Source organism: Brevundimonas guildfordensis (genome assembly GCF_014836405.1).
Classification (GTDB): Bacteria; Pseudomonadota; Alphaproteobacteria; order Caulobacterales; family Caulobacteraceae; genus Brevundimonas; species Brevundimonas guildfordensis.
The window spans coordinates 72,404-90,842 of record NZ_JACSQU010000003.1 but is presented as its reverse complement, the minus strand read 5'-3'; the positions used below and the strand labels follow the sequence as shown (position 1 = coordinate 90,842).

Sequence of the window (18,439 nt, the reverse complement as noted above, 5' to 3'; positions counted from 1 at the left end):
TCAGATTGCGACGGCGGACTGCAAGGCGCCGTTCGAAAAGGTCAGGATAAAGCGCTGGACCGGCGCCGCGTCGTCGGCCTGCAGTTCGATCTCCAGCCGTTCGCCCGCCAGTTCGGCGACCATGGCGACCTCGGTCTCGTCCAGCCAGGCGCGGCCCGTGACCTGTTGATAGGTCTGCTCCAGCTCCAGTCGGCAGGCCGTCCCGTCCTCGCGCGTCCAGTCCCATCGCCCGGCGACCGGGGCCGGAACGGTCCATTTGTAGATGTAGCCGTCGGCGACCTTGATCCGCTCATCCGCTGGCCAGTCGCCCATGTCGAAGGCGTGAGAGACGATCCGGGCGCCGGGCTTCAGCTGGCTGAGCAGGCGGGGGCGCAGCTCCACATTGATCGACTGCAGCAGATAGAGGCTGACGACGGTGGCCTCGCGGACATCAACGCTGAACAGGTCTTCCTCGACGAAGTCGACCATATGCTCGACCCCGGCCCAGCCGGCGTACTCCATGGCGTCGGCGATGCGCATGGGGTCGATGTCGAAGCCGATGCCGTGGGCGTCGCGGTCGCGGGCGGCGGCGATCACGATCCGGCCGTCGCCGCAGCCGAGGTCATAGAGGCGATCCTTCGGCCCTACGCCCGCCAGGGCCAGCATGGCGGCGACGGTGTCTTCCTCCGTCGGAACGAAGGGCACGGCCAGATAATGGTCCGGGTCTTGGGCGTAGTTGTCGATGTCGAAGGGGTCTTTGAACACGGCGCTCGGATCATGAAGAGGAGGAACGGGCGAAAGGATGCCTCGGCAGGGATCCGTAAGCTCGCGCGCCCATCATGCCGGACCGACGCCCGCCTCGCCAGCGGCTGCGCATTGTAGGCTTCATCTGGCCTTCCGTTGGCCTTAGGGTTCGGCCATCGCGTCGGGGGGCGCCGAACAATGGACCGCCAATGTCACGTCCTGGACCGTCTCTTCTGCTGATCGCCGCGCTGGCTAGCGCGGCCGCTTCCCCGGCCATGGCCGACACGCGGTTCCTGTCGTTCGACGCCAGCGACCGCACGACCCAGGCTCTGACGCGCGGGGTGACGCTGGAAGTGGAGCGCGGCTGGTTCGGGGCTACATCGGTGAAGAACCTGTTCTCCTCGACCTCGCGCGGGTCGGCCCGGTTCGAGCGCGGCGGGCCGGACCAGGTCCGGCGCGTCCTGCCCCAGGGCGCTGCGGACGGCGGCGTCTACAGCATCCTGGCCGACGGCGACGGCCGCGCCCTGTCGCGCGCCCTGTGTCCGGGGGCCGACGAGGCCTTCATCGTCGTGGGCAGGGTGCGCGCCGGCCATCCGCTGACGATCGAGACGGTCGGCCGCTGGGCTGACGGCCAGTTCCGCCACTGCGTCAGCCTGAACTACAGCTATCGCGGCGAGTGGGCGACGATGCAGGGTTCTTCGCCCGCCCGCGACGTCCCGGCGGCCTTCGGCAACAACTAAGGCGAGGCGGACGTGCTGATCCGCTGGAGCTGCGCCGTTCTCGTAGGTCTGCTGGCGGGTCTGTGGACGGCGCAGCGGCCGGACCATCCGGCGCTGTTTCCGCCGCACGGAGGGCAGGCGGCGATTGTCGTCCATCTGCTCGATAACGGGTTTCACACTGATCTGGCCGCGCCGCGCGCGGCGCTGGCGGGCGGAGACGACCCCCTGGCGTGGGCGGTACGGGCCCTGCCGCCAGGCGACTGGGTGCGGATCGGCTGGGGCGACGCCGTCTTCTATGTCGAACAGGGGCCGATCAGCAGTCGGCTGCAGGACGGCGCGCGGGCCTTCTTCAGGCCGGGCGGCAATCCCTCCGTGGTCATGCTGGACCCGGATCCGGTCGACCCGGCGCGGTTGTCTGAGGCGACACGGGCCACGGTGCGTCTGTCGCCCGCCGGCTTTGCGGCCTTGCGCGCGCGCGTGGCGTCCTCGCTGCGGCTGGATGCAGAGGGGCGGGCGGTCGTCGTGGCCAGCAGGCCGGGCGACGACGCCGTCTTCTACGCCAGCCATGAAACCTTCTGGGTCGGGCATCTGTGCAACCATTGGACGGCCGAGGTGCTGAACGCGGGCGGCCTGCCCATGCCCATGGTCCGCAGTCTGAGGTCGAGCGCGGTGATGCGGGCGGCGCGAACCGCCGAACAGCGCGCGGCGGAACTGGACTTGCGCGGCGCAGGCGACTAGACCCCGCCCCTTCGCGTTTCAGAGCCGGCGTCCGATCCCCGGCGGCGCGAGCAGGAGGAGCCGTCATGGCCCGCAAGCAACACACCCGCAACGCCAGCGGCCCGCTGGGCCCGTCGCAGCGCCAGCTGCGCGCCGGCGAGCTGATCCGCCACGCCCTGGTCGACGTCATGCGCGAGCATGAGATCCACGACGAGGCCTTGCTGGGCGTCTCCGTTACCGTGACCGAGGTGCGGATGAGCCCGGACCTGCGCCACGCCACCTGTTTCGTCGAGCCGCTGGGCGCCGGCGTCGAGGCGGCCGAGACGGCGGGGCAGGAGAGCGCCATCATCAAGGCGCTGAACGAACACGCCAAATTCCTGCGCGGCCAGCTGGGCCGTCGCATCGACATGAAGTTCACGCCGGACCTGAAATTCCGCCACGACGAGAGCTTCGACGCGGCCAGCCACATGGACCGTCTGTTCAATGATCCGCGCGTGCGCGCCGATATCGAACAGGCAGACGATGAGGATGACGGGCCTCAAGCAGCGCCAGGCGCGGCAGGCCCAGAGGAAGAATAAGCGATGGCGCGACGCAAGAAGGGCGACATCGTCAACGGCTGGGTGTGTCTGGACAAGCCCTATGAGATGGGCTCGACCGAGGCGGTGACGAAGGTCCGTCGCCTGTTCAACGCCCAGAAGGCGGGCCATGCCGGGACGCTGGACCCACTGGCCTCGGGCATTCTGCCCATCGCGCTCGGCGAGGCGACCAAGACCGTGCCCTTCATGATGGAGGCGCAGAAGGTCTATCGCTTCACCATCCACTGGGGCATCTCCACCGACAGTATCGACCGCGAGGGCGAGATCATCGCCCGCTCGGACGTGCGCCCTTCGGTCGAGGCGGTGACGGCGGCCCTGCCGTCCTTCGTCGGCGAGATCGACCAGACGCCGCCCGCCTTTTCGGCTGTGCGGGTCAATGGCGAGCGCGCCTATGATCTGGCGCGGGCGGGGGTCGAGGTCGAGCTGCAGTCGCGCCGGGTGATCATTCATGAGGCGGCGGTGACGGCCGCGCCCGACGCCGATCACGTCGAGATCACGATGCGGACGGGCAAGGGCGTCTATGTCCGCTCGCTGGCGCGCGACCTGGCGATCCTGCTGGGCGCCGAGGGCCATGTCTCGGACCTCCGGCGCGAGCGGGTGGGGCCGTTCTCGACCGAGAACGCCGTCACTCTGGATTTTCTGGAAGAGTTGGCGCATAAGGGCGCCGCCTTTGAGGGCTTGCTGCCCGTTTCGACCGCTCTGGACGACATCCCGGAGTTGGCCGTGACGGATCAGGACGCCCTCTCTCTGAGGCAGGGACGGCCGATCGTTCTGCTCCCCCGACAGATTGAAACGCTCAAGGCCCGGCTCACCGCCGGTTCGCGGCTGGTTTCGGTCTTCGAGGGCGGAACCCTGGTCGCGCTCGGCAATCTCAGGGCCGGTCGGCTTGAACCCGATCGTGTTTTCAACCTCCCATAACGGAGAACTCTGATGTCGATTACGGCTCAACGTAAAGCTGAAGTCATCGCCGACAACGCTCGCTCGACGGGCGACACCGGTTCGGCCGAAGTGCAGGTCGCGATCCTGACGGAACGCATCGCCAACCTGACCGAGCACTTCAAGACCCACAAGAAGGACAACCACTCGCGTCGTGGCCTGCTGAAGCAGGTTTCGCAGCGTCGTCGCCTTCTGGACCACCTGAACAAGACCGACAGCGCCCGCTACCAGGCGCTGATCGCCAAGCTGGGCCTGCGTCGCTAAGGCGCCCCGGTTGCGGATCGGATAATCTCCACGAGGCGCGGGCGGACACGTCCGCGCCTCGTTCCGCTATTAGTAGCAAGCTTCCCGCGCGCCGCGGGTCTTGACGGCGCAACCGACGCGAGGGCCTGGAATCCGGTCCTCAATCACCCGTCCGGCCGCGATGACGCGGCCTGGCTCATGGGGACCGCAGGACTGAACGGCCTGCCGCTCCGCACACCCCCGACGGGAATACGCCCGCGGGAGACGAAAGAAGCATAATGTTCGATATCAAACGCAAGACGATCGAGTGGGCCGGCCGCCCGCTGACCCTCGAGACGGGCCGCATCGCCCGTCAGGCCGACGGCGCCGTGCTGGCGACCTACGGCGAGACCGTGGTCCTGGCCACCGTCGTCTACGGCCGTCAGCCCAAGCCGGGCCTGGATTTCTTCCCGCTGACCGTCAACTATCAAGAGAAGACGTTCGCCGCCGGCAAGATCCCGGGCGGCTACTTCAAGCGTGAAGGCCGTCCGACCGAGAAGGAGACCCTGGTCTCCCGCCTGATCGACCGCCCGATCCGCCCCCTGTTCGTCAAGGGCTTCAAGAACGAGACCCAGGTCATCATCACTGTGCTGCAGCACGACCTGGAGAACGACCCGGACATCCTGGGCATGGTCGCCGCCTCGGCCGCCCTGACCATCTCGGGCGTGCCCTTCATGGGCCCGATCGGCGCCGCGCGCGTCGGCATGATCGACGGCGAGCTGGTGCTGAACCCGGCCATCGACCAGATGGGCGAAAGCGCCCTGGACCTGGTCGTCGCGGGTACGCAAGACGCCCTGATGATGGTTGAATCCGAAGCCAAGGAGCTGTCGGAAGAGAAGATGCTCGAGGCCCTGATGTTCGCGCACGCGGGCATGCAGCCGGTGATCGATGCTATCATCGACCTGGCCGAGCACGCCGCCAAGGAGCCGTTAGACTTCCAGGCTGAGGACCACTCGGACGTGGTCGCCTCGATCAAGTCGCTGGTCGGCGAAGAGATCAAGGCCGCCTACGCCCACCCGGGCAAGTATGAGCGCCGCTCGGGCGTGGACGCCGCCAAGAAGAAGGCCGCCGAGGCCCTGGTGAAGACCGACGACAAGCCGGAAGGCGTCGACTCGTCGAAGTTCTCGGCTGCGTTCAAGGAATGCGAAGCCGACGTCCTGCGTCGCGACATCATCGAGAACAGCCACCGCGTCGACGGCCGCGCCCTGGACAAGGTCCGCGCCATCGTCTCGGAAGTCGGCGTCCTGCCGCGCACCCACGGTTCGTCGCTGTTCACGCGCGGTGAAACGCAAGCCCTGGTCGTCGCCACGCTCGGCACCGGCGAGGACGAGCAGTACATCGACAGCCTGACGGGCACGTACAAAGAGTCCTTCCTGCTGCACTACAACTTCCCGCCCTATTCGGTCGGTGAAGCGGGCCGCATGGGCTCGCCGGGCCGTCGCGAAATCGGTCACGGCAAGCTGGCCTGGCGCGCCATCCGCCCGATGCTGCCGTCGCGCGAGGACTTCCCCTACACCATCCGTCTGGTGTCGGAGATCACCGAGTCGAACGGCTCGTCCTCGATGGCCACGGTCTGCGGTTCGTCGCTGGCCCTGATGGACGCCGGCGTGCCGCTGGCCCGTCCGGTCTCGGGCATCGCCATGGGTCTGATCCTGGAGCCGTCGGGCGAGTTCGCCATCCTGTCGGACATCCTGGGCGACGAAGACCACCTGGGCGACATGGACTTCAAGGTCGCGGGCACCTCGGAAGGCATCACCAGCCTTCAGATGGACATCAAGGTCGCCGGCATCACCAAGGAGATCATGCAGCAGGCCCTGACGCAGGCTTCGGCCGGCCGTCTGCACATCCTCGACGAAATGTCGAAGGCGATGGAAGCTCCGCGCGCCGAACTGGGCGAGTTCGCGCCCAAGATCGAATCCATCAAGATCGCGGTCGACAAGATCCGTGAAGTGATCGGTTCGGGCGGCAAGGTCATCCGCGAAATCGTCGAGAAGACCGGCGCCAAGGTCGACATCGGCGACGACGGCACCATCAAGATCGCCGCCAACGAGCAGGAAAAGATCGAAGCCGCCAAGGCCTGGATCCAGTCCATCGCCTCGGAGCCGGAAGTCGGCACGATCTACTCGGGCAAGGTCGTGAAGGTCGTCGACTTCGGCGCCTTCGTGAACTTCTTCGGCGCCAAGGACGGTCTGGTCCACGTGTCCCAGATCGCTCTGGAGCGCGTCGCCAACCCGGCCGACGTCCTGTCGGAAGGCCAGGAGGTCAAGGTCAAGTTCCTGGGCTTCGACGATCGCGGCAAGACCAAGCTGTCGATGAAGGTCGTCGACCAGGAAACCGGCGAGGACATCACCGACAAGATCAACGCCGAGCGCGCTGAACGCGGTGAAGCCCCGCTGTCGGAAGACACCGGCGGCCGTCCCAAGGGCGACCGCAACGGCGGCGACCGCGGCCGTCGCCGTCGCGACTAAGCCTCGGCGTCATCGCTGAACTGAAGAAGACCCCGGCGGAGCGATCCGCCGGGGTTTTTTCTTGGGCGCTGTCGCGTGCCGCGCGGCGGCTCGCTGTTTGAGCGGGGAGAGAGAAGATCAGCCCTTGCACTCTTTCGGCGGGGTTTCGCCGTCGCGGGTCCATAGGGCGCAGGAGCGGTCGATCTCGCCCTGGATCAGGTCGCAGGGATTGGCGGCGTTGCAGGGCGGGCGCGTGGCCGGGCTGACGGCGATGCAGCGCTGGACCAGGCGGGCAGAGGCGGCTTCGCCCAGGGTCTCAAGGCAGGGGCGGTCGTCGAGCGGAACCGGCTGGGGCGCCATGTCCGGGCCTTCGGGCAGGCGGGCTTCGGGCTCGGGGGCCGAGGCGGGCGCTGGTGTCGGGACCGGCGCGGGGGCCGCTGGCTCGGGACGCGGCTGGCAGGCGGCGAGCAGGCCGCCGAGGATCAGGCAGGCCAGAAGGGGCGGTCGGGTCATGCGGGGCTCCGGATCGGGGTTCGCCTATGCAACGACGATGGCCCCGATCCGGCTCCGCGAAAAGCCTTATCGGCGGGCGGCCTCGACGGCGGCGCGCTGCAGGGCGAACAGTTCGGCGCAGCCGATCTCGGCCAGTTCGAACAGGCGGTCGAACTCGGCCCGGCTGAAGCCGCGCTTCTCGCCGGTGGCCTGGATCTCGACGATCTGGCCCGCGCCGGTCAGGACGAAGTTGCTGTCGGCCTCGGCAGTGGAGTCTTCCTCATAGTCGAGGTCCAGCACCGGCAGATCCTTGAACACGCCGCATGACACGGCCGCCACCTGATCCAGAATGGGGTCGGTCGTCAGCACGCCCTCGTCCTTGAGGTAGTTGAGCGCCGAGGCCATCGCCACCCAGGCGCCGGTGATGGAGGCGGTGCGGGTGCCGCCGTCGGCCTGGATCACGTCGCAGTCGATCAGCACCTGACGCTCGCCCAGCGCCTTGAGGTCGACCACGGCGCGCAAGCTGCGGCCGATCAGGCGCTGAATCTCCTGGGTGCGGCCCGACTGCTTGCCGGCGGCGGCTTCGCGGCGGCCGCGCGTGTGGGTGGCGCGCGGCAGCATGCCGTATTCGGCGGTGACCCAGCCCTGGCCGGTGTTGCGCATCCAGCCCGGCACCTTCTCCTCGATCGAGGCTGTGACCAGCACCTTGGTGTGGCCGAAGGAGACCAGGCAGGAGCCTTCGGCGTAGCGGTTGACGCCGGTCTCCAGCGTGACGGTGCGGAGTTGTTCAGGGGTGCGTTCGGACGGGCGCATGGGAATTCCTTGGAAGCGGGATGGCGCGTGCTTATCCTGAAACCATGAGCCTGTCCCGCCCTGACCCGTTTGCGGTGTGTCTCCGTTCCGTTTTGACGGGGCGGAGGGCGGCGCCATGAGCCTGCTTTACCCCTCGCCGGGCCTGGCGACGCTGGATGCGCGGGCGCGCGACATCTTCCGGCGGGTGGTCGAGACCTATCTGGAGACGGGCGAGCCGGTGGGGTCGCACACCCTCTCGCGCGCCGGGCTGGACCTGTCGCCCGCCTCGATCCGCAACACCATGCAGGCGCTGACGCAGGCCGGGCTGCTGGCCTCGCCGCATGCGTCAGCCGGGCGGGCGCCGACCCATGCGGGGCTGCGGCTGTTCGTGGACGGCCTGCTGGAGGTCGGCGACATCGGTCAGGAGGAGCGGCGCGAGATCGACGCCCGTCTGGCGGTGCTGGGCGCCAAGGGCGGCGGCCGCAACGTCGAGGAGGCGCTGGATGCGGCCTCCTCCCTGCTGTCGGGTCTGGCGGGCGGGGCGGGCATCGTCGCCAGCCCGGTGCGCGAGGCGGGGGTGCGCCATGTCGAGTTCGTGGCTTTGGGCGGCGGACAGGCGCTGGCGGTGCTGGTCGCCGACGACGGGGTGGTCGAGAACCGGCTGATGAATCTGGCGCCCGGCGTGACGCCCTCGACCCTGCAGGAGGCGTCGAACTTTCTCAGCGCGCGGCTGAAGGGGCGCCCGCTGGCCGAGGCCCGGCACGAGATGAAGGCCGAGATGGAGGCCGCCCGGCGCGATCTGGACGCCGCCGCCGCCCGTCTGGTCGAAGACGGGCTGGCCGCATGGACCGGCGGCGCAGGCGGCGGGGGCCACGACCGCAACCTGATCGTGCGCGGGCGCGGCAATCTGCTGCAGGACGCCCGCGCGGCCGAGGATCTGGAGCGGGTGCGCGTTCTGTTCGACGATCTGGAGCAGAAGGAACAGTTGATCGGCCTGCTGGACGACGTCGGCGCGGCCCAGGGCGTGCGCATCTATATCGGCGCCGAAACGCGACTCTTTTCGCTTTCGGGTTCCGCCGTGATCGCGGCGCCCTATATGTCGGGCCGGCAGCGGGTGCTGGGCGCCATCGGCGTTATCGGGCCCGCGCGGTTGAACTACGCCCGTGTCATACCGTTGGTGGACTATACCGCCCGGGTGCTGGGCCGGATTCTGGACGGACAAGAGACGTGAACGACATCAACGACGAGACCCGGGACCAACTCGAGCAGGACATCCACGAGGGCGAAGCTGCGCCTGAAGGCGATGACAACGCCGTGGTCGACGCCCTGATCGCCGAGCGCGACCAGTGGAAGGACCGCGCCCTGCGCGCCGTGGCCGACGCCGAGAACACCAAGCGCCGCGCCGAGACGCAGCAGAACGACGCGCGCGCCTACGCCATCCAGCGCTTCGCCAAGGATCTGCTGGGCGTGGCCGATACGCTGGAGCGCGGTCTGGCGACGGCGCCCAAGGACGCGGACGGCCCGACGGCGGCCATGGTCACGGGCCTGGAGCTGACGCAGAAGTCCCTGCTGTCGGCCTTTGAGGCCAACGGCCTGACCCGCGTCGATCCGGCGCCGGGCGACGCTTTCGACCCGCACCTGCATCAGGCGATGATGGAGCAGCCCTCGGACACCGTGCCGGGCGGCGCCGTCATCCAGACGCTGCAGCCGGGCTACGCCCTGTTCGGCCGCACCGTGCGCGCCGCCATGGTGGTGGTCGCGGCCAAGGGCTCCGGCCCGGCGACGGGCGGCGCCTATGCCGATCCGAACACGACCGGTGGGAATTTCGACGCCAAGGCCTGAGGCTTTCGCGCGCTGAAACGATGACGGCCCGGCGCAGACGCGTCGGGCCGTTTTCTATTTGCCACCCCTGTGTATCCGCTGGGGTGAGCGGGTGGAGAGGTCAGCGCTTCAACTTCTGCTCGAACAGTTCCAGCAACCGGCGCCAGCCGTCCTTCGCGTCCGCCTCTCGGTAGGAGGCGCGGTAGTCGGCGTGGAAGCCGTGCGGGGCGTCGTCATAGAGGGTGATCTGGCTGTCGGCTCGGCCGGCCGCACTAAGAGCCTCGTTCATCGCCTTGACCGTGTCGTTGGGAATGCCGCTGTCCTGGCCGCCGTAAAGACCCAGCACCGGCGCCTTCAGTTCGCCCGCCAGGTCGATGGGCCAGGGGCGACCCGCCGCCTTCTGTTCATCGGTGGCGTTCGCCGCAGGGGCCAGACGGCCGTACCAGGCGACCCCGGCGTCCAGTGTCGGGAAGCGGGCCATCGCCTGCCACACCACCTTGCCGCCCCAGCAGAAGCCGGTGATCCCGACCTTGTCCGCCTTGGCCCAGGACTGGGCGCCGATCCAGTCCAGGGTAGCGGAGATGTCGCCCATCACCTGACCGTAGCCGGCGGCGGCGACGATGCGCTGGATCTCTTGCATGTCGCTGAGCGGGGCGGGGTCCTGGACGCGCACGAAGAAGGCGGGCGCCACGGCGGCGTAGCCCGCCTTGGCCAGCCGGCGGCAGACGTCGCGAATGTATTCGTGCACGCCGAAAATCTCGGACACGACGATGACGACCGGGAAGGGGCCGTCGCCTTCGGGCCGGGCGACATAGGCGGGCAGGGCAAAGCCGTCGGGCGCCGGATAGGCTGCGTCCTGCATGACCAGCCCCGCCGCGTCGGTGGCGATCGGCTGGGCCGACTGGCTGAGGGCGGCGGGGGCGTAGGCGGCGAAGAACAGCCCGCCGGCTGTCGCCACGCCCAGGCTGCGGCGGCTGGGGGCGATCTGGTCGGGGCTCAGGCCCTCGGGCCGGGTGATCAGGGTCATCTCGGGTCTCCGGTCGGCGCTGTGGAAGCGGCGACAGTGCCTCGGCTTTCCCTCCGCCGTCGAGTCTTTCCGGCTTATCTGGCGACCCGCAGCGTCAGGTTCACCCGCCCGCCGCCGGGCAGCAGTCGCGACGAACCGGCCAGCAGCCGGTCGATCCCGTGCCGCGCCAGCCTTGCAGGCCCGGTCAGGGCGCAGACGTCGCCGGAGGCCAGGCGCACCGTGCGGGTGGCGCCGCCCTTTCCGGTTTCGTCGGGGGCCGGGCCGATGCGGAACACCGCCGTATCGCCCAGCGACACCGACAGCACCGGCGCCGTCAGGTCGCGTTCGTCCTTGTCCTGATGCAGACCCATCTTCGCTTCGCTCTGATAGAGGTTGATCAGGCAGGCGTCGGGCGGGGTCGGCCAGCCGGTCAGGGCGTCCCACAGACTCAACAAGCGGGCCGGAATGGCAGGCCAGGGCGCGCCGGTCACCGGGTGGGTCGGCTGATAGCGATAGCCCTGACGGTCCGACACCCAGCCCAGGGCGCCGAAGTTGCTCATACGCACCGAAAAGGGCCGCCCCCCCGGCGTTGTCGGCCGGTACAGGGGCGCCGCCTCCAACCCTGCCCGCACCTCGGCCAGCAGGTCCGCTTGCTCGGTTGCATCCAGCAGGCCCGGCCACAACCGAAATCCAGGCAGGGCGGTCGGGGTCTCCGGAGGCGCTAGCGGTGGGATTTGCGAGGTCATCGGCCGAATTTAGCGGCGCGATGCGTCCTTGTCCGCCATAAGGCGCGGAATCTGGTCCGAACCGGGCGGAAGGCCTTGCAGCCCCTGCGGTCTTTCCCATATCCGAGCCAATCCGGCGATAACCCCCTTTTCGTTAGGGGCTTGTCCGCCGACCCCATCCACCGCCGAACCGGGCCTAGTGTCCGGCGCGGCATGATTTCAGAAGCCCATCAGGGGGCGGTCACGCGCGGCGCTTGATTTTGCGAGGCCGCCGCATCGCCCGCCGCAAGGAGTGAAAAAGACAAGCCCATGGCCAAGATCATCGGCATCGACCTCGGCACGACCAACTCGTGCGTCGCCGTCATGGACGGCAAGAACCCCAAGGTCATCGAGAACGCCGAAGGCGCCCGCACCACCCCGTCGGTGGTCGCCATTCAGGACGGCGGCGAAATCCTCGTCGGCCAGCCCGCGCGCCGTCAGGCGGTGACCAACCCCGCCAACACCTTCTTCGCCATCAAGCGCCTGATCGGCCGCAATTTCGATGACCCGGTGGTGGCCAAGGACAAGGGCATGGTGCCCTTCGAGATCGTCAAGGGCCCGACCGGCGACGCCTGGGTCCAGGCCCACGGCAAGGACTATTCGCCCCAGCAGGTTTCGGCCTTCACCCTGGGCAAGATGAAGGAGGCCGCCGAGGCCTATCTGGGCGAGAAGGTCACCCAGGCCGTCATCACCGTTCCCGCCTATTTCAACGACGCCCAGCGTCAGGCGACCAAGGACGCCGGCAAGATCGCCGGCCTGGAAGTCCTGCGCATCATCAACGAACCGACTGCGGCGGCCCTGGCCTATGGGCTGGAGAAGAACGACGGTCAGAAGATCGCCGTCTACGACCTGGGCGGCGGCACCTTCGACGTCTCCATCCTGGAGATCGGCGACGGCGTGTTCGAGGTGAAGTCGACCAACGGCGACACCTTCCTGGGCGGTGAAGACTTCGACATGCGTCTGGTCGACTACCTGGCCGACGAGTTCAAGAAGGAGCAGGGCGTCGACCTGCGCTCGGACAAGCTGGCCCTGCAGCGCCTGAAGGAAGAGGCCGAAAAGGCCAAGAAGGAGCTGTCCTCGACGACCCAGTACGAGGTCAACCTGCCGTTCATCACCATGAACCAGTCGGGCCCGCTGCACCTGAACATCAAGCTGTCGCGCGCCAAGCTGGAAGCCCTGGTGGACGACCTGGTCGCCCGCACCATCGAGCCGTGCAAGAAGGCCCTGGCCGACGCCGGCCTGAAGGCCTCGGACATCGACGAAGTGGTCCTGGTCGGCGGCATGACCCGCATGCCCAAGGTGCAGGAGGCCGTGAAGGCCTTCTTCGGCAAGGAGCCGCACAAGGGCGTGAACCCGGACGAGGTCGTGGCTCTGGGCGCCGCCGTTCAGGCGGGCGTGCTGCAGGGCGACGTCAAGGACGTGCTGCTGCTGGACGTGACCCCGCTGACGCTGGGCATCGAGACGCTGGGCGGCGTGTTCACCCCGCTGATCGAGCGCAACACGACGATCCCGACCAAGAAGGCCCAGGTCTTCTCGACCGCCGACGACAACCAGTCGGCCGTGACGATCCGCGTCTTCCAGGGCGAGCGCCCCATGGCCGCCGACAACAAGGTCCTGGGTCAGTTCGACCTGATGGGCATTCCGCCGGCGCCGCGCGGCATGCCGCAGATCGAGGTCGCCTTCGACATCGACGCCAACGGCATTGTCCACGTCACCGCCAAGGACAAGGCGACCAACAAGGAGCAGTCGATCCGCATTCAGGCCAACGGCGGCCTGTCGGACGCGGACATCGACCAGATGGTCAAGGAAGCCGAGGCCAACGCCGCGGCCGACAAGGCCCGCAAGGAACTGGTCGAGGCCCAGAACGGCGCCGACAGCCTGGTCCACTCGACCGAGAAGGCCCTGTCCGAGCACGGCGACAAGATCGACGAGGCGACCAAGGCGACCATCCAGTCGGCTCTGGACGATCTGAAGTCGGCCAAGGACGGCACGGACCCCGAGGCCATCCGCGAGAAGACCAACACCCTGGCTCAGGCTTCGATGAAGCTGGGCGAGGCCATGTACGCCGCCCAGCAGGGCGGGGCTGAAGGCGACGTCGAGGGCCAACCGGCCGACGACGGCGTGGTCGACGCCGAGTTCGAGGAAGTCTCGGACACGGACGAGAAGAAGGACGCCTAAAACGGCGCCTGCATGATGTTCGGCCCCGCTTGTCAGACGGCAGGCGGGGCCGTTTCATAGAACTTGCATCATTCGACCGGGCGCCCATGTCATCAGGCAGGCTGTCGGTCATCCGCGAACGGAACGCCTCCGATCAAGAGAGGCCTGAAGCGGCGGGAAAGTAAGAGGACGAACGCCTGATGGCGCAACGTGACTATTACGAGATTCTGGGGGTCGAGCGCACGGTCGATGCGGCAGCGCTGAAGAGCGCCTATCGCAAGCTGGCGATGGAGCACCACCCCGACCGCAATGGCGGGTCGGAAGATTCTCTCGCCAAGTTCAAGGAAATCTCCGAGGCCTACACGGTCCTGTCGGACGAGCAGAAGCGCGCGGCCTACGACCGCTTCGGCCACGCCGGGGTCAACGGCGGCGGGGGCGGCAATCCCTTCGGCCAGGGCGGCGGCCAGGGCTTCCACGACATCAACGACATCTTCTCCCAGGTCTTCGGCGACGCCTTCGGAGACGCCTTCGGCGGCCGGGGCGGCGGCGGGCGGCAGAGCCACGGCCCGCGCCGGGGCTCGGACCTGCGCTACGACCTCGAGATCACCCTGGAGCAGGCCTATCAGGGCGCCGAGGTCGAGATCGCCATCCCGACCCTGATGAGTTGCGAGGTCTGCGACGGCTCGGGCGCCAAGGCGGGCACTCAGCCGACCATCTGCAACACCTGCGGCGGCGCCGGGCGCGTGCGCCAGGCCAATGGCTTCTTCCAGGTCGAGCGCACCTGCCCCCGCTGCGGCGGTTCGGGCGAGATGATCGCCGACCCCTGCACCACCTGCCGGGGCCACGGCCAGGTCCGCAAGACCCGCAAGCTCAGCCTCAAGGTTCCGGCGGGCGTCGACGACGGTTCGCGCATCCGCCTGTCGGGCGAGGGCGAGGCGGGCCAGCGCGGCGGCCCGCGCGGCGACCTCTACGTCTTCCTGTCGGTCACGCCGCACGAACTGTTCGAGCGCGACAACCTCGACCTGCTGGTCACGGTGCCGGTGCCGATGACGGTGGCGGCCCTGGGCGGCGCCGTCGACGCGCCCTGCCTGATCTCGGACGCCTGCGACGGCAAGTGCAAGGCCCCGGTCGAGGTGCCCGCGGGCGCCCAGACCGGCAAGACCGTCCGCATCAAGGGCAAGGGCATGCCGCACCTGAACGGGCGCGGCCGCGGCGATCTGGTGGTCGAACTGTTCGTCGAGACGCCGACGGACCTGAATGCCCGCCAGAAGGAGCTGCTGGCTGAACTGGCCGCGTCGCTCGGCGAGAGCCAGACCCCGCGCAACACCAGCTTCGCCGGCAAGGCCAAGCGTTTCTGGGCCGATATCCTGGGCGGCGACGCCGACAATCCGAAAGAGACCGCGTGAGCGACATCTTCCACGCCGGCATCTCCGGCGCCCGGGGCCGCATGGGCCGCGCCGTGTCTCAGGTTCTGGACGCCCGCGACGACGTGGTGGTCGCCGCCCGCTTCGATCGCGGCGAGACCGTCGACCTGAAGCTGTGCGACGTCATCATCGACTTCTCGACGCCCGAGGCCTCGGTGGCTCTGGCCAAGGCGTGCGCCGAGGCGGGCGGCCCGGCCCTGGTCATCGGCTCCACCGGCCTGACGCCGGGGCAGGAGGCCGAGATCGAGGCCGCCGCCGAGAAGATCGCCATCGTCATGAGCGGCAACTTCTCCCTGGGCGTGAACATCCTGATCGGTCTGGTCGAACACGCCGCCCTGCGGCTGGACGCGCGCGACTGGGACATCGAGGTGCTGGAGACCCATCACCGGCGCAAGGTCGACGCCCCTTCGGGCACGGCCCTGATGCTGGGCGAGGCGGCCGCCAACGGTCGGGGCCGCGATCTGGCCGAGCTGCAAAGCGCCCCTTACGACGGCATCACCGGTCCGCGCGAACCGGGCAAGATCGGCTTCGCCTCCCTGCGCGCCGGCGGTGTGATCGGCGAGCACACCGTCATGTTTGCCTCAGAAGACGAGATGCTGACCCTGTCGCATTCGGCGATCGACCGCAGCCTGTTCGCCAAGGGCGCGGTGGCCGCCGCCGCCTGGGTGCGCAATCGTCGCCCCGGCCTTTACGACATGCAGGACGTCTTGGGCTTCCGTCAGGCGTAACGCCGCGCTGGCGCTCTCCGCGCGGCGGTGCTTGGCTTCAGCGCAATCGCCCTCTTGGCGTCAGGCCGCCTCGACCAGCAGTTCGGTCATGGCGGCCCGCCAGGCGCACAGATCGGGCGAGCGGGCTGCGATCAGTCGTCCTAGCGCCTCTGATTGAAGGCGGGACGGCGCCGCCATGCCCCAGGCCGGAAAGTCGCGGCGCTCGATGGTGTCCCGGCACAACACTTCGATGTCTTCATGCCGCTCGTCGAAATGCAGATGCAGCATGAGGATATCCAGCGCGCTGGGCGAGCCTTCGAGGACCTGAACGAACATTCCGTCTTGCAGGGTCAGGGCCCCGCTGATGCCGTTTCGGGCGTTCAAATAGGCCGCGACATGGACAATGTCGGCCATCGCCGCCGCCTCATCTTCCCGAGCGAGCCGTGATCGGCTGCAGTAGACGAGCTGTTCCAGCGTGTTCATGACAGCCACGCTAAACGAGTATCTACGGATGTGAAAGCAGAGACTTGATCAACGCCCGGTTGAGCCGAAGCCGCCCGCGCCCCGCTCCGTCTCGTCCAGGGCTGCGACCTCGACGATCTGCGCTTGTTCATAGCGGGCGATGACCATCTGGGCGATGCGATCGCCGCGTTTGATCTCGAACGGCAGCTCGCCGTGATTGATCAGGATGACGCCGACCTCGCCGCGATAGTCGCTGTCGATGGTGCCTGGCGAATTAGGCGCCGAGACGCCGTGCTTCAGCGCCAGGCCCGAGCGCGGACGGATCTGGGCCTCATAGCCGGGCTCCAGGGCGATCTTCAGCCCGGTGGGGACGAGTTTACGCTGACCCGGCTCCAGCACCAGGGTCTCGCCCTCGGCGAGGGCGGCGCGAAGGTCCATGCCGGCCGAGCCGGCGGTCTCGTAGGCGGGCAGCGCCAGGCCTTCGGCGTGGGGCAGACGTTCGATGCGAAGGGCGGTCATGGTCTCAGGCCTTGAAGTGATCGGCGATGCGCTGGGCCAGCTTCCTGGCGACTTCGGTCTTGGACTGGCGGGGCCAGGGCTCCTCGCCGTCGCGGGTGAACAGGGTCACGGCGTTGCCGTCCGAGCCGAACACCTCGTCAGAGACGTCGTTGCCGACGATCCAGTCGCACCCCTTGCGCGACAGCTTGGCGCGGGCGTTGGCCTCCAGGTCGTTGGTCTCGGCGGCGAAACCCACCACCAGCTTCGGGCGACGCGGGCCGGGCGCGGAGACACCCGCCAGGATGTCGGGGTTTTCGATGAGGGCCAGCGAGGGCGGGCCGCCGGGCGCCTTCTTGATCTTGCCGGAAGCCACCCCGTCCACGCGCCAGTCGGCGACGGCGGCGCTCATCACGGCGATGTCGGCAGGAAGCGCGGCTTCGACGGCGGCCTTCATTTCGGTCGCGGCCTCGACCCAGACGCGGGTCACGCCGACAGGGGCGTCCAGCGCCACCGGGCCGGAGATCAGCGTCACCTGCGCCCCGAGGTCGGCCAGGGCGGCGGCGACGGCGTAGCCCTGCTTGCCGCTGGAGCGGTTGGTGAGGCCGCGAACCGGGTCGATCGGCTCGAACGTCGGCCCGGCCGTCACGACGGCGGTCCGGCCCGTGAGCGGACGTCCGTCCGGCCCGGCCAACAGGCGGGCGATCGCATCGAAGATCACCGGAGGCTCGGCCATGCGGCCCGGCCCGAACTCGCCGCAGGCCATTATGCCGTCGTCCGGCCCGACCACGGCCATGCCGTGATAGCCGTCGAAGCCCTTCAGCCGCTCGACATTGGCCTGAACTGCGGGGTGCAGCCACATGCGCACATTCATCGCCGGGGCCAGCAGCACCTTCTTGTCGGTGGCCAGAAGCGTGGTCGAGGCCAGGTCGTCGGCCATGCCGTTGGCGGCCTTGGCGATCAGCCCGGCCGTGGCGGGCGCCACCACTACCAGATCGGCCCAGCGCGACAGTTCGATATGGCCCATGGCGGTTTCGTCTTCCGGCATGAACAGTTCCTGCCGCACCGGATGGCCGCTCAGGGCGGCCAGCGACATGGGGGTGACGAACTCGGCCCCGGCCTTGGTCAGCACGGTCATGGTCTCGGCCCCCGCCTTGCTGAGCAGGCGGATCAGCTCCAGCGCCTTATAGGCGGCGATGCCGCCGCCGATGATCAACAGGACCTTGCGGCCGGCCAGGGCGCTGGAAAGCGAGGGTGAGGTCATGAGCCAAGGTCTAGCGGCGCTGGGTGACGGCGTCGAGACAAAGCGGCGGGGTCAGTGCTCCTTGAAAGGGAACTTTGCCGGACGGGAAATTCTATGGCTATCTGTGTTCGGTGAAATTCTGGGAGGGGACGCCATGGTGGTACGGAGGTTCGCGGCGCTGGCTGCGGTGTTGGTTGTGGCCGGATGCGACAACGGCGGTTCGGCGGTAGAGACGCGGGATCGCAATGCGGCCGAACCGGCCGGCCTGATCTCGACGACCGCGCCCGAGGCTGCGGATGGGGCAGGTGCGGCCGAGGCGGCCAAGCCCACCGTCACCGCCAACCGACGCGAGACCGCCGACGCCAAGGTGCAGCGGCTGTATGAGCGCAATGGCGCCGCCTTCGGGGCCAGCTCGGCGGACGACTATCTGCAGAAGGTGCGGACCTTCACCGAAGCGACGCCGAAGGGAACCGAGACGGTGAAGCGCGCCAACGGCGACACCCTCTTCTATCAGGCCGCGACGAACACCTTCGCCGTGGTGGACCGCAACGGCGTGCCGCGCACCATGTTCAAGCCGGACGACGGCCCGGCCTATTGGGCGCAGCAAAAAGAGCGGGCGCCGACCTTCGGCCAGCGCAGGACTGCGGAGGAATAGC

At 68.5% G+C, this 18,439-nt stretch carries 20 protein-coding genes; 12 read left to right on the top strand and 8 right to left on the bottom strand.

The window, feature by feature from the left end:
- On the bottom strand, positions 1–744 hold the full coding sequence (locus H9656_RS11975; protein ID WP_191744496.1) for an SAM-dependent methyltransferase: 744 nt from the start codon (positions 742–744) through the stop codon (positions 1–3).
- 188 nt (positions 745–932) lie between these two features.
- Between H9656_RS11975 and H9656_RS11970 the strand changes: the two genes are divergently transcribed.
- The 6 genes from H9656_RS11970 to pnp all read left to right on the top strand — a co-directional run bounded on the left by H9656_RS11970 (position 933) and on the right by pnp (position 6,441).
- Entirely contained in the window at positions 933–1,463 is a 531-nt protein-coding gene (locus H9656_RS11970; RefSeq protein WP_191744495.1) for a hypothetical protein, read from the top strand.
- A gap of 12 nt (positions 1,464–1,475) precedes the next feature.
- On the top strand, positions 1,476–2,180 hold the full coding sequence (locus H9656_RS11965) for a DUF2459 domain-containing protein (protein WP_318240641.1): 705 nt from the start codon (positions 1,476–1,478) through the stop codon (positions 2,178–2,180).
- 65 nt (positions 2,181–2,245) lie between these two features.
- On the top strand, positions 2,246–2,737 hold the full coding sequence (gene rbfA / locus H9656_RS11960; RefSeq protein WP_191744494.1) for a 30S ribosome-binding factor RbfA: 492 nt from the start codon (positions 2,246–2,248) through the stop codon (positions 2,735–2,737).
- 3 nt (positions 2,738–2,740) lie between these two features.
- Positions 2,741–3,673, top strand: a complete 933-nt coding sequence (gene truB / locus H9656_RS11955; RefSeq protein WP_191744493.1) for a tRNA pseudouridine(55) synthase TruB — start codon at positions 2,741–2,743, stop codon at positions 3,671–3,673.
- A 12-nt stretch (positions 3,674–3,685) separates the two neighbouring features.
- Positions 3,686–3,955, top strand: a complete 270-nt coding sequence (rpsO, locus tag H9656_RS11950; RefSeq protein WP_003166644.1) for a 30S ribosomal protein S15 — start codon at positions 3,686–3,688, stop codon at positions 3,953–3,955.
- 257 nt (positions 3,956–4,212) lie between these two features.
- Positions 4,213–6,441 carry a polyribonucleotide nucleotidyltransferase gene (pnp, locus tag H9656_RS11945; RefSeq protein WP_191744492.1) on the top strand — a complete coding sequence of 743 codons (2,229 nt, stop codon included), beginning with the start codon at positions 4,213–4,215 and terminating at the stop codon, positions 6,439–6,441.
- A 117-nt stretch (positions 6,442–6,558) separates the two neighbouring features.
- Here pnp and H9656_RS11940 read toward each other — a convergent pair whose 3' ends face one another.
- Positions 6,559–6,933, bottom strand: coding sequence for a hypothetical protein (locus tag H9656_RS11940; protein WP_191744491.1), 375 nt, complete (start codon positions 6,931–6,933; stop codon positions 6,559–6,561).
- Between the two features lie 66 nt (positions 6,934–6,999).
- Positions 7,000–7,725 carry a ribonuclease PH gene (rph, locus tag H9656_RS11935; RefSeq protein ID WP_191744490.1) on the bottom strand — a complete coding sequence of 242 codons (726 nt, stop codon included), beginning with the start codon at positions 7,723–7,725 and terminating at the stop codon, positions 7,000–7,002.
- A gap of 115 nt (positions 7,726–7,840) precedes the next feature.
- On the opposite strand from rph, the gene hrcA reads away from it, so the two are divergent.
- Positions 7,841–8,935 (top strand): heat-inducible transcriptional repressor HrcA, encoded by a 1,095-nt coding sequence (hrcA, locus tag H9656_RS11930; protein ID WP_191744489.1) that lies wholly within the window; start codon positions 7,841–7,843, stop codon positions 8,933–8,935.
- Positions 8,932–9,546: a nucleotide exchange factor GrpE gene (gene grpE / locus H9656_RS11925; RefSeq protein WP_191744488.1), complete on the top strand. Its 615-nt coding sequence runs from the start codon at positions 8,932–8,934 to the stop codon at positions 9,544–9,546. The genes hrcA and grpE overlap by 4 nt, the downstream gene beginning before the upstream one ends.
- Positions 9,547–9,646: 100 nt before the next feature.
- On the opposite strand, the gene H9656_RS11920 is transcribed toward grpE, so the two are convergent.
- Together H9656_RS11920 and H9656_RS11915 are read right to left on the bottom strand one after the other, a co-directional pair.
- Positions 9,647–10,552: a dienelactone hydrolase family protein gene (locus H9656_RS11920; RefSeq protein WP_191744487.1), complete on the bottom strand. Its 906-nt coding sequence runs from the start codon at positions 10,550–10,552 to the stop codon at positions 9,647–9,649.
- A gap of 74 nt (positions 10,553–10,626) precedes the next feature.
- Positions 10,627–11,277, bottom strand: coding sequence for an alpha-ketoglutarate-dependent dioxygenase AlkB (locus tag H9656_RS11915; RefSeq protein WP_191744486.1), 651 nt, complete (start codon positions 11,275–11,277; stop codon positions 10,627–10,629).
- Positions 11,278–11,565: 288 nt separating this feature from the next.
- On the opposite strand from H9656_RS11915, the gene dnaK reads away from it, so the two are divergent.
- From dnaK to dapB, 3 genes are all read left to right on the top strand, one after another.
- Positions 11,566–13,473 carry a molecular chaperone DnaK gene (gene dnaK, locus H9656_RS11910; RefSeq protein ID WP_191744485.1) on the top strand — a complete coding sequence of 636 codons (1,908 nt, stop codon included), beginning with the start codon at positions 11,566–11,568 and terminating at the stop codon, positions 13,471–13,473.
- A gap of 179 nt (positions 13,474–13,652) precedes the next feature.
- Positions 13,653–14,858, top strand: coding sequence for a molecular chaperone DnaJ (gene dnaJ, locus H9656_RS11905; RefSeq protein ID WP_191744484.1), 1,206 nt, complete (start codon positions 13,653–13,655; stop codon positions 14,856–14,858).
- A complete protein-coding gene (gene dapB / locus H9656_RS11900) occupies positions 14,855–15,604 on the top strand; it encodes a 4-hydroxy-tetrahydrodipicolinate reductase (protein WP_191744483.1) in 750 nt (249 codons plus the stop codon). The genes dnaJ and dapB overlap by 4 nt, the downstream gene beginning before the upstream one ends.
- 60 nt (positions 15,605–15,664) lie before the next feature.
- Here dapB and H9656_RS11895 read toward each other — a convergent pair whose 3' ends face one another.
- Genes H9656_RS11895 through coaBC form a run of 3 tightly spaced genes read right to left on the bottom strand, consistent with a single transcriptional unit; the run spans position 15,665 to position 17,804 of the window.
- Positions 15,665–16,066 carry a BLUF domain-containing protein gene (locus tag H9656_RS11895; RefSeq protein ID WP_191744822.1) on the bottom strand — a complete coding sequence of 134 codons (402 nt, stop codon included), beginning with the start codon at positions 16,064–16,066 and terminating at the stop codon, positions 15,665–15,667.
- Between the two features lie 48 nt (positions 16,067–16,114).
- Positions 16,115–16,564: a dUTP diphosphatase gene (gene dut / locus H9656_RS11890; RefSeq protein ID WP_191744482.1), complete on the bottom strand. Its 450-nt coding sequence runs from the start codon at positions 16,562–16,564 to the stop codon at positions 16,115–16,117.
- Between the two features lie 4 nt (positions 16,565–16,568).
- A complete protein-coding gene (gene coaBC / locus H9656_RS11885) occupies positions 16,569–17,804 on the bottom strand; it encodes a bifunctional phosphopantothenoylcysteine decarboxylase/phosphopantothenate--cysteine ligase CoaBC (RefSeq protein ID WP_191744481.1) in 1,236 nt (411 codons plus the stop codon).
- A 133-nt stretch (positions 17,805–17,937) separates the two neighbouring features.
- Between coaBC and H9656_RS11880 the strand changes: the two genes are divergently transcribed.
- A complete protein-coding gene (locus H9656_RS11880; RefSeq protein ID WP_191744480.1) occupies positions 17,938–18,438 on the top strand; it encodes an S-type pyocin family protein in 501 nt (166 codons plus the stop codon).
- The last annotated feature ends 1 nt before the right edge of the window (position 18,439 follow it).

What these genes read in the sequence shown, in the direction of transcription:
- H9656_RS11895 (WP_191744822.1), bottom strand. Translation starts at nt 16,066, where the DNA reads ATGAACACGCTGGAACAGCTCGTCTACTGCAGCCGATCACGGCTCGCT.
- dnaJ (WP_191744484.1), top strand. Translation starts at nt 13,653, where the DNA reads ATGGCGCAACGTGACTATTACGAGATTCTGGGGGTCGAGCGCACGGTC.
- rpsO (WP_003166644.1), top strand. Translation starts at nt 3,686, where the DNA reads ATGTCGATTACGGCTCAACGTAAAGCTGAAGTCATCGCCGACAACGCT.
- H9656_RS11940 (WP_191744491.1), bottom strand. Translation starts at nt 6,933, where the DNA reads ATGACCCGACCGCCCCTTCTGGCCTGCCTGATCCTCGGCGGCCTGCTC.
- dnaK (WP_191744485.1), top strand. Translation starts at nt 11,566, where the DNA reads ATGGCCAAGATCATCGGCATCGACCTCGGCACGACCAACTCGTGCGTC.
- truB (WP_191744493.1), top strand. Translation starts at nt 2,741, where the DNA reads ATGGCGCGACGCAAGAAGGGCGACATCGTCAACGGCTGGGTGTGTCTG.
- rph (WP_191744490.1), bottom strand. Translation starts at nt 7,725, where the DNA reads ATGCGCCCGTCCGAACGCACCCCTGAACAACTCCGCACCGTCACGCTG.
- dut (WP_191744482.1), bottom strand. Translation starts at nt 16,564, where the DNA reads ATGACCGCCCTTCGCATCGAACGTCTGCCCCACGCCGAAGGCCTGGCG.
- H9656_RS11915 (WP_191744486.1), bottom strand. Translation starts at nt 11,277, where the DNA reads ATGACCTCGCAAATCCCACCGCTAGCGCCTCCGGAGACCCCGACCGCC.
- H9656_RS11970 (WP_191744495.1), top strand. Translation starts at nt 933, where the DNA reads ATGTCACGTCCTGGACCGTCTCTTCTGCTGATCGCCGCGCTGGCTAGC.
- rbfA (WP_191744494.1), top strand. Translation starts at nt 2,246, where the DNA reads ATGGCCCGCAAGCAACACACCCGCAACGCCAGCGGCCCGCTGGGCCCG.
- hrcA (WP_191744489.1), top strand. Translation starts at nt 7,841, where the DNA reads ATGAGCCTGCTTTACCCCTCGCCGGGCCTGGCGACGCTGGATGCGCGG.
- coaBC (WP_191744481.1), bottom strand. Translation starts at nt 17,804, where the DNA reads ATGACCTCACCCTCGCTTTCCAGCGCCCTGGCCGGCCGCAAGGTCCTG.
- pnp (WP_191744492.1), top strand. Translation starts at nt 4,213, where the DNA reads ATGTTCGATATCAAACGCAAGACGATCGAGTGGGCCGGCCGCCCGCTG.
- H9656_RS11920 (WP_191744487.1), bottom strand. Translation starts at nt 10,552, where the DNA reads ATGACCCTGATCACCCGGCCCGAGGGCCTGAGCCCCGACCAGATCGCC.
- H9656_RS11880 (WP_191744480.1), top strand. Translation starts at nt 17,938, where the DNA reads ATGGTGGTACGGAGGTTCGCGGCGCTGGCTGCGGTGTTGGTTGTGGCC.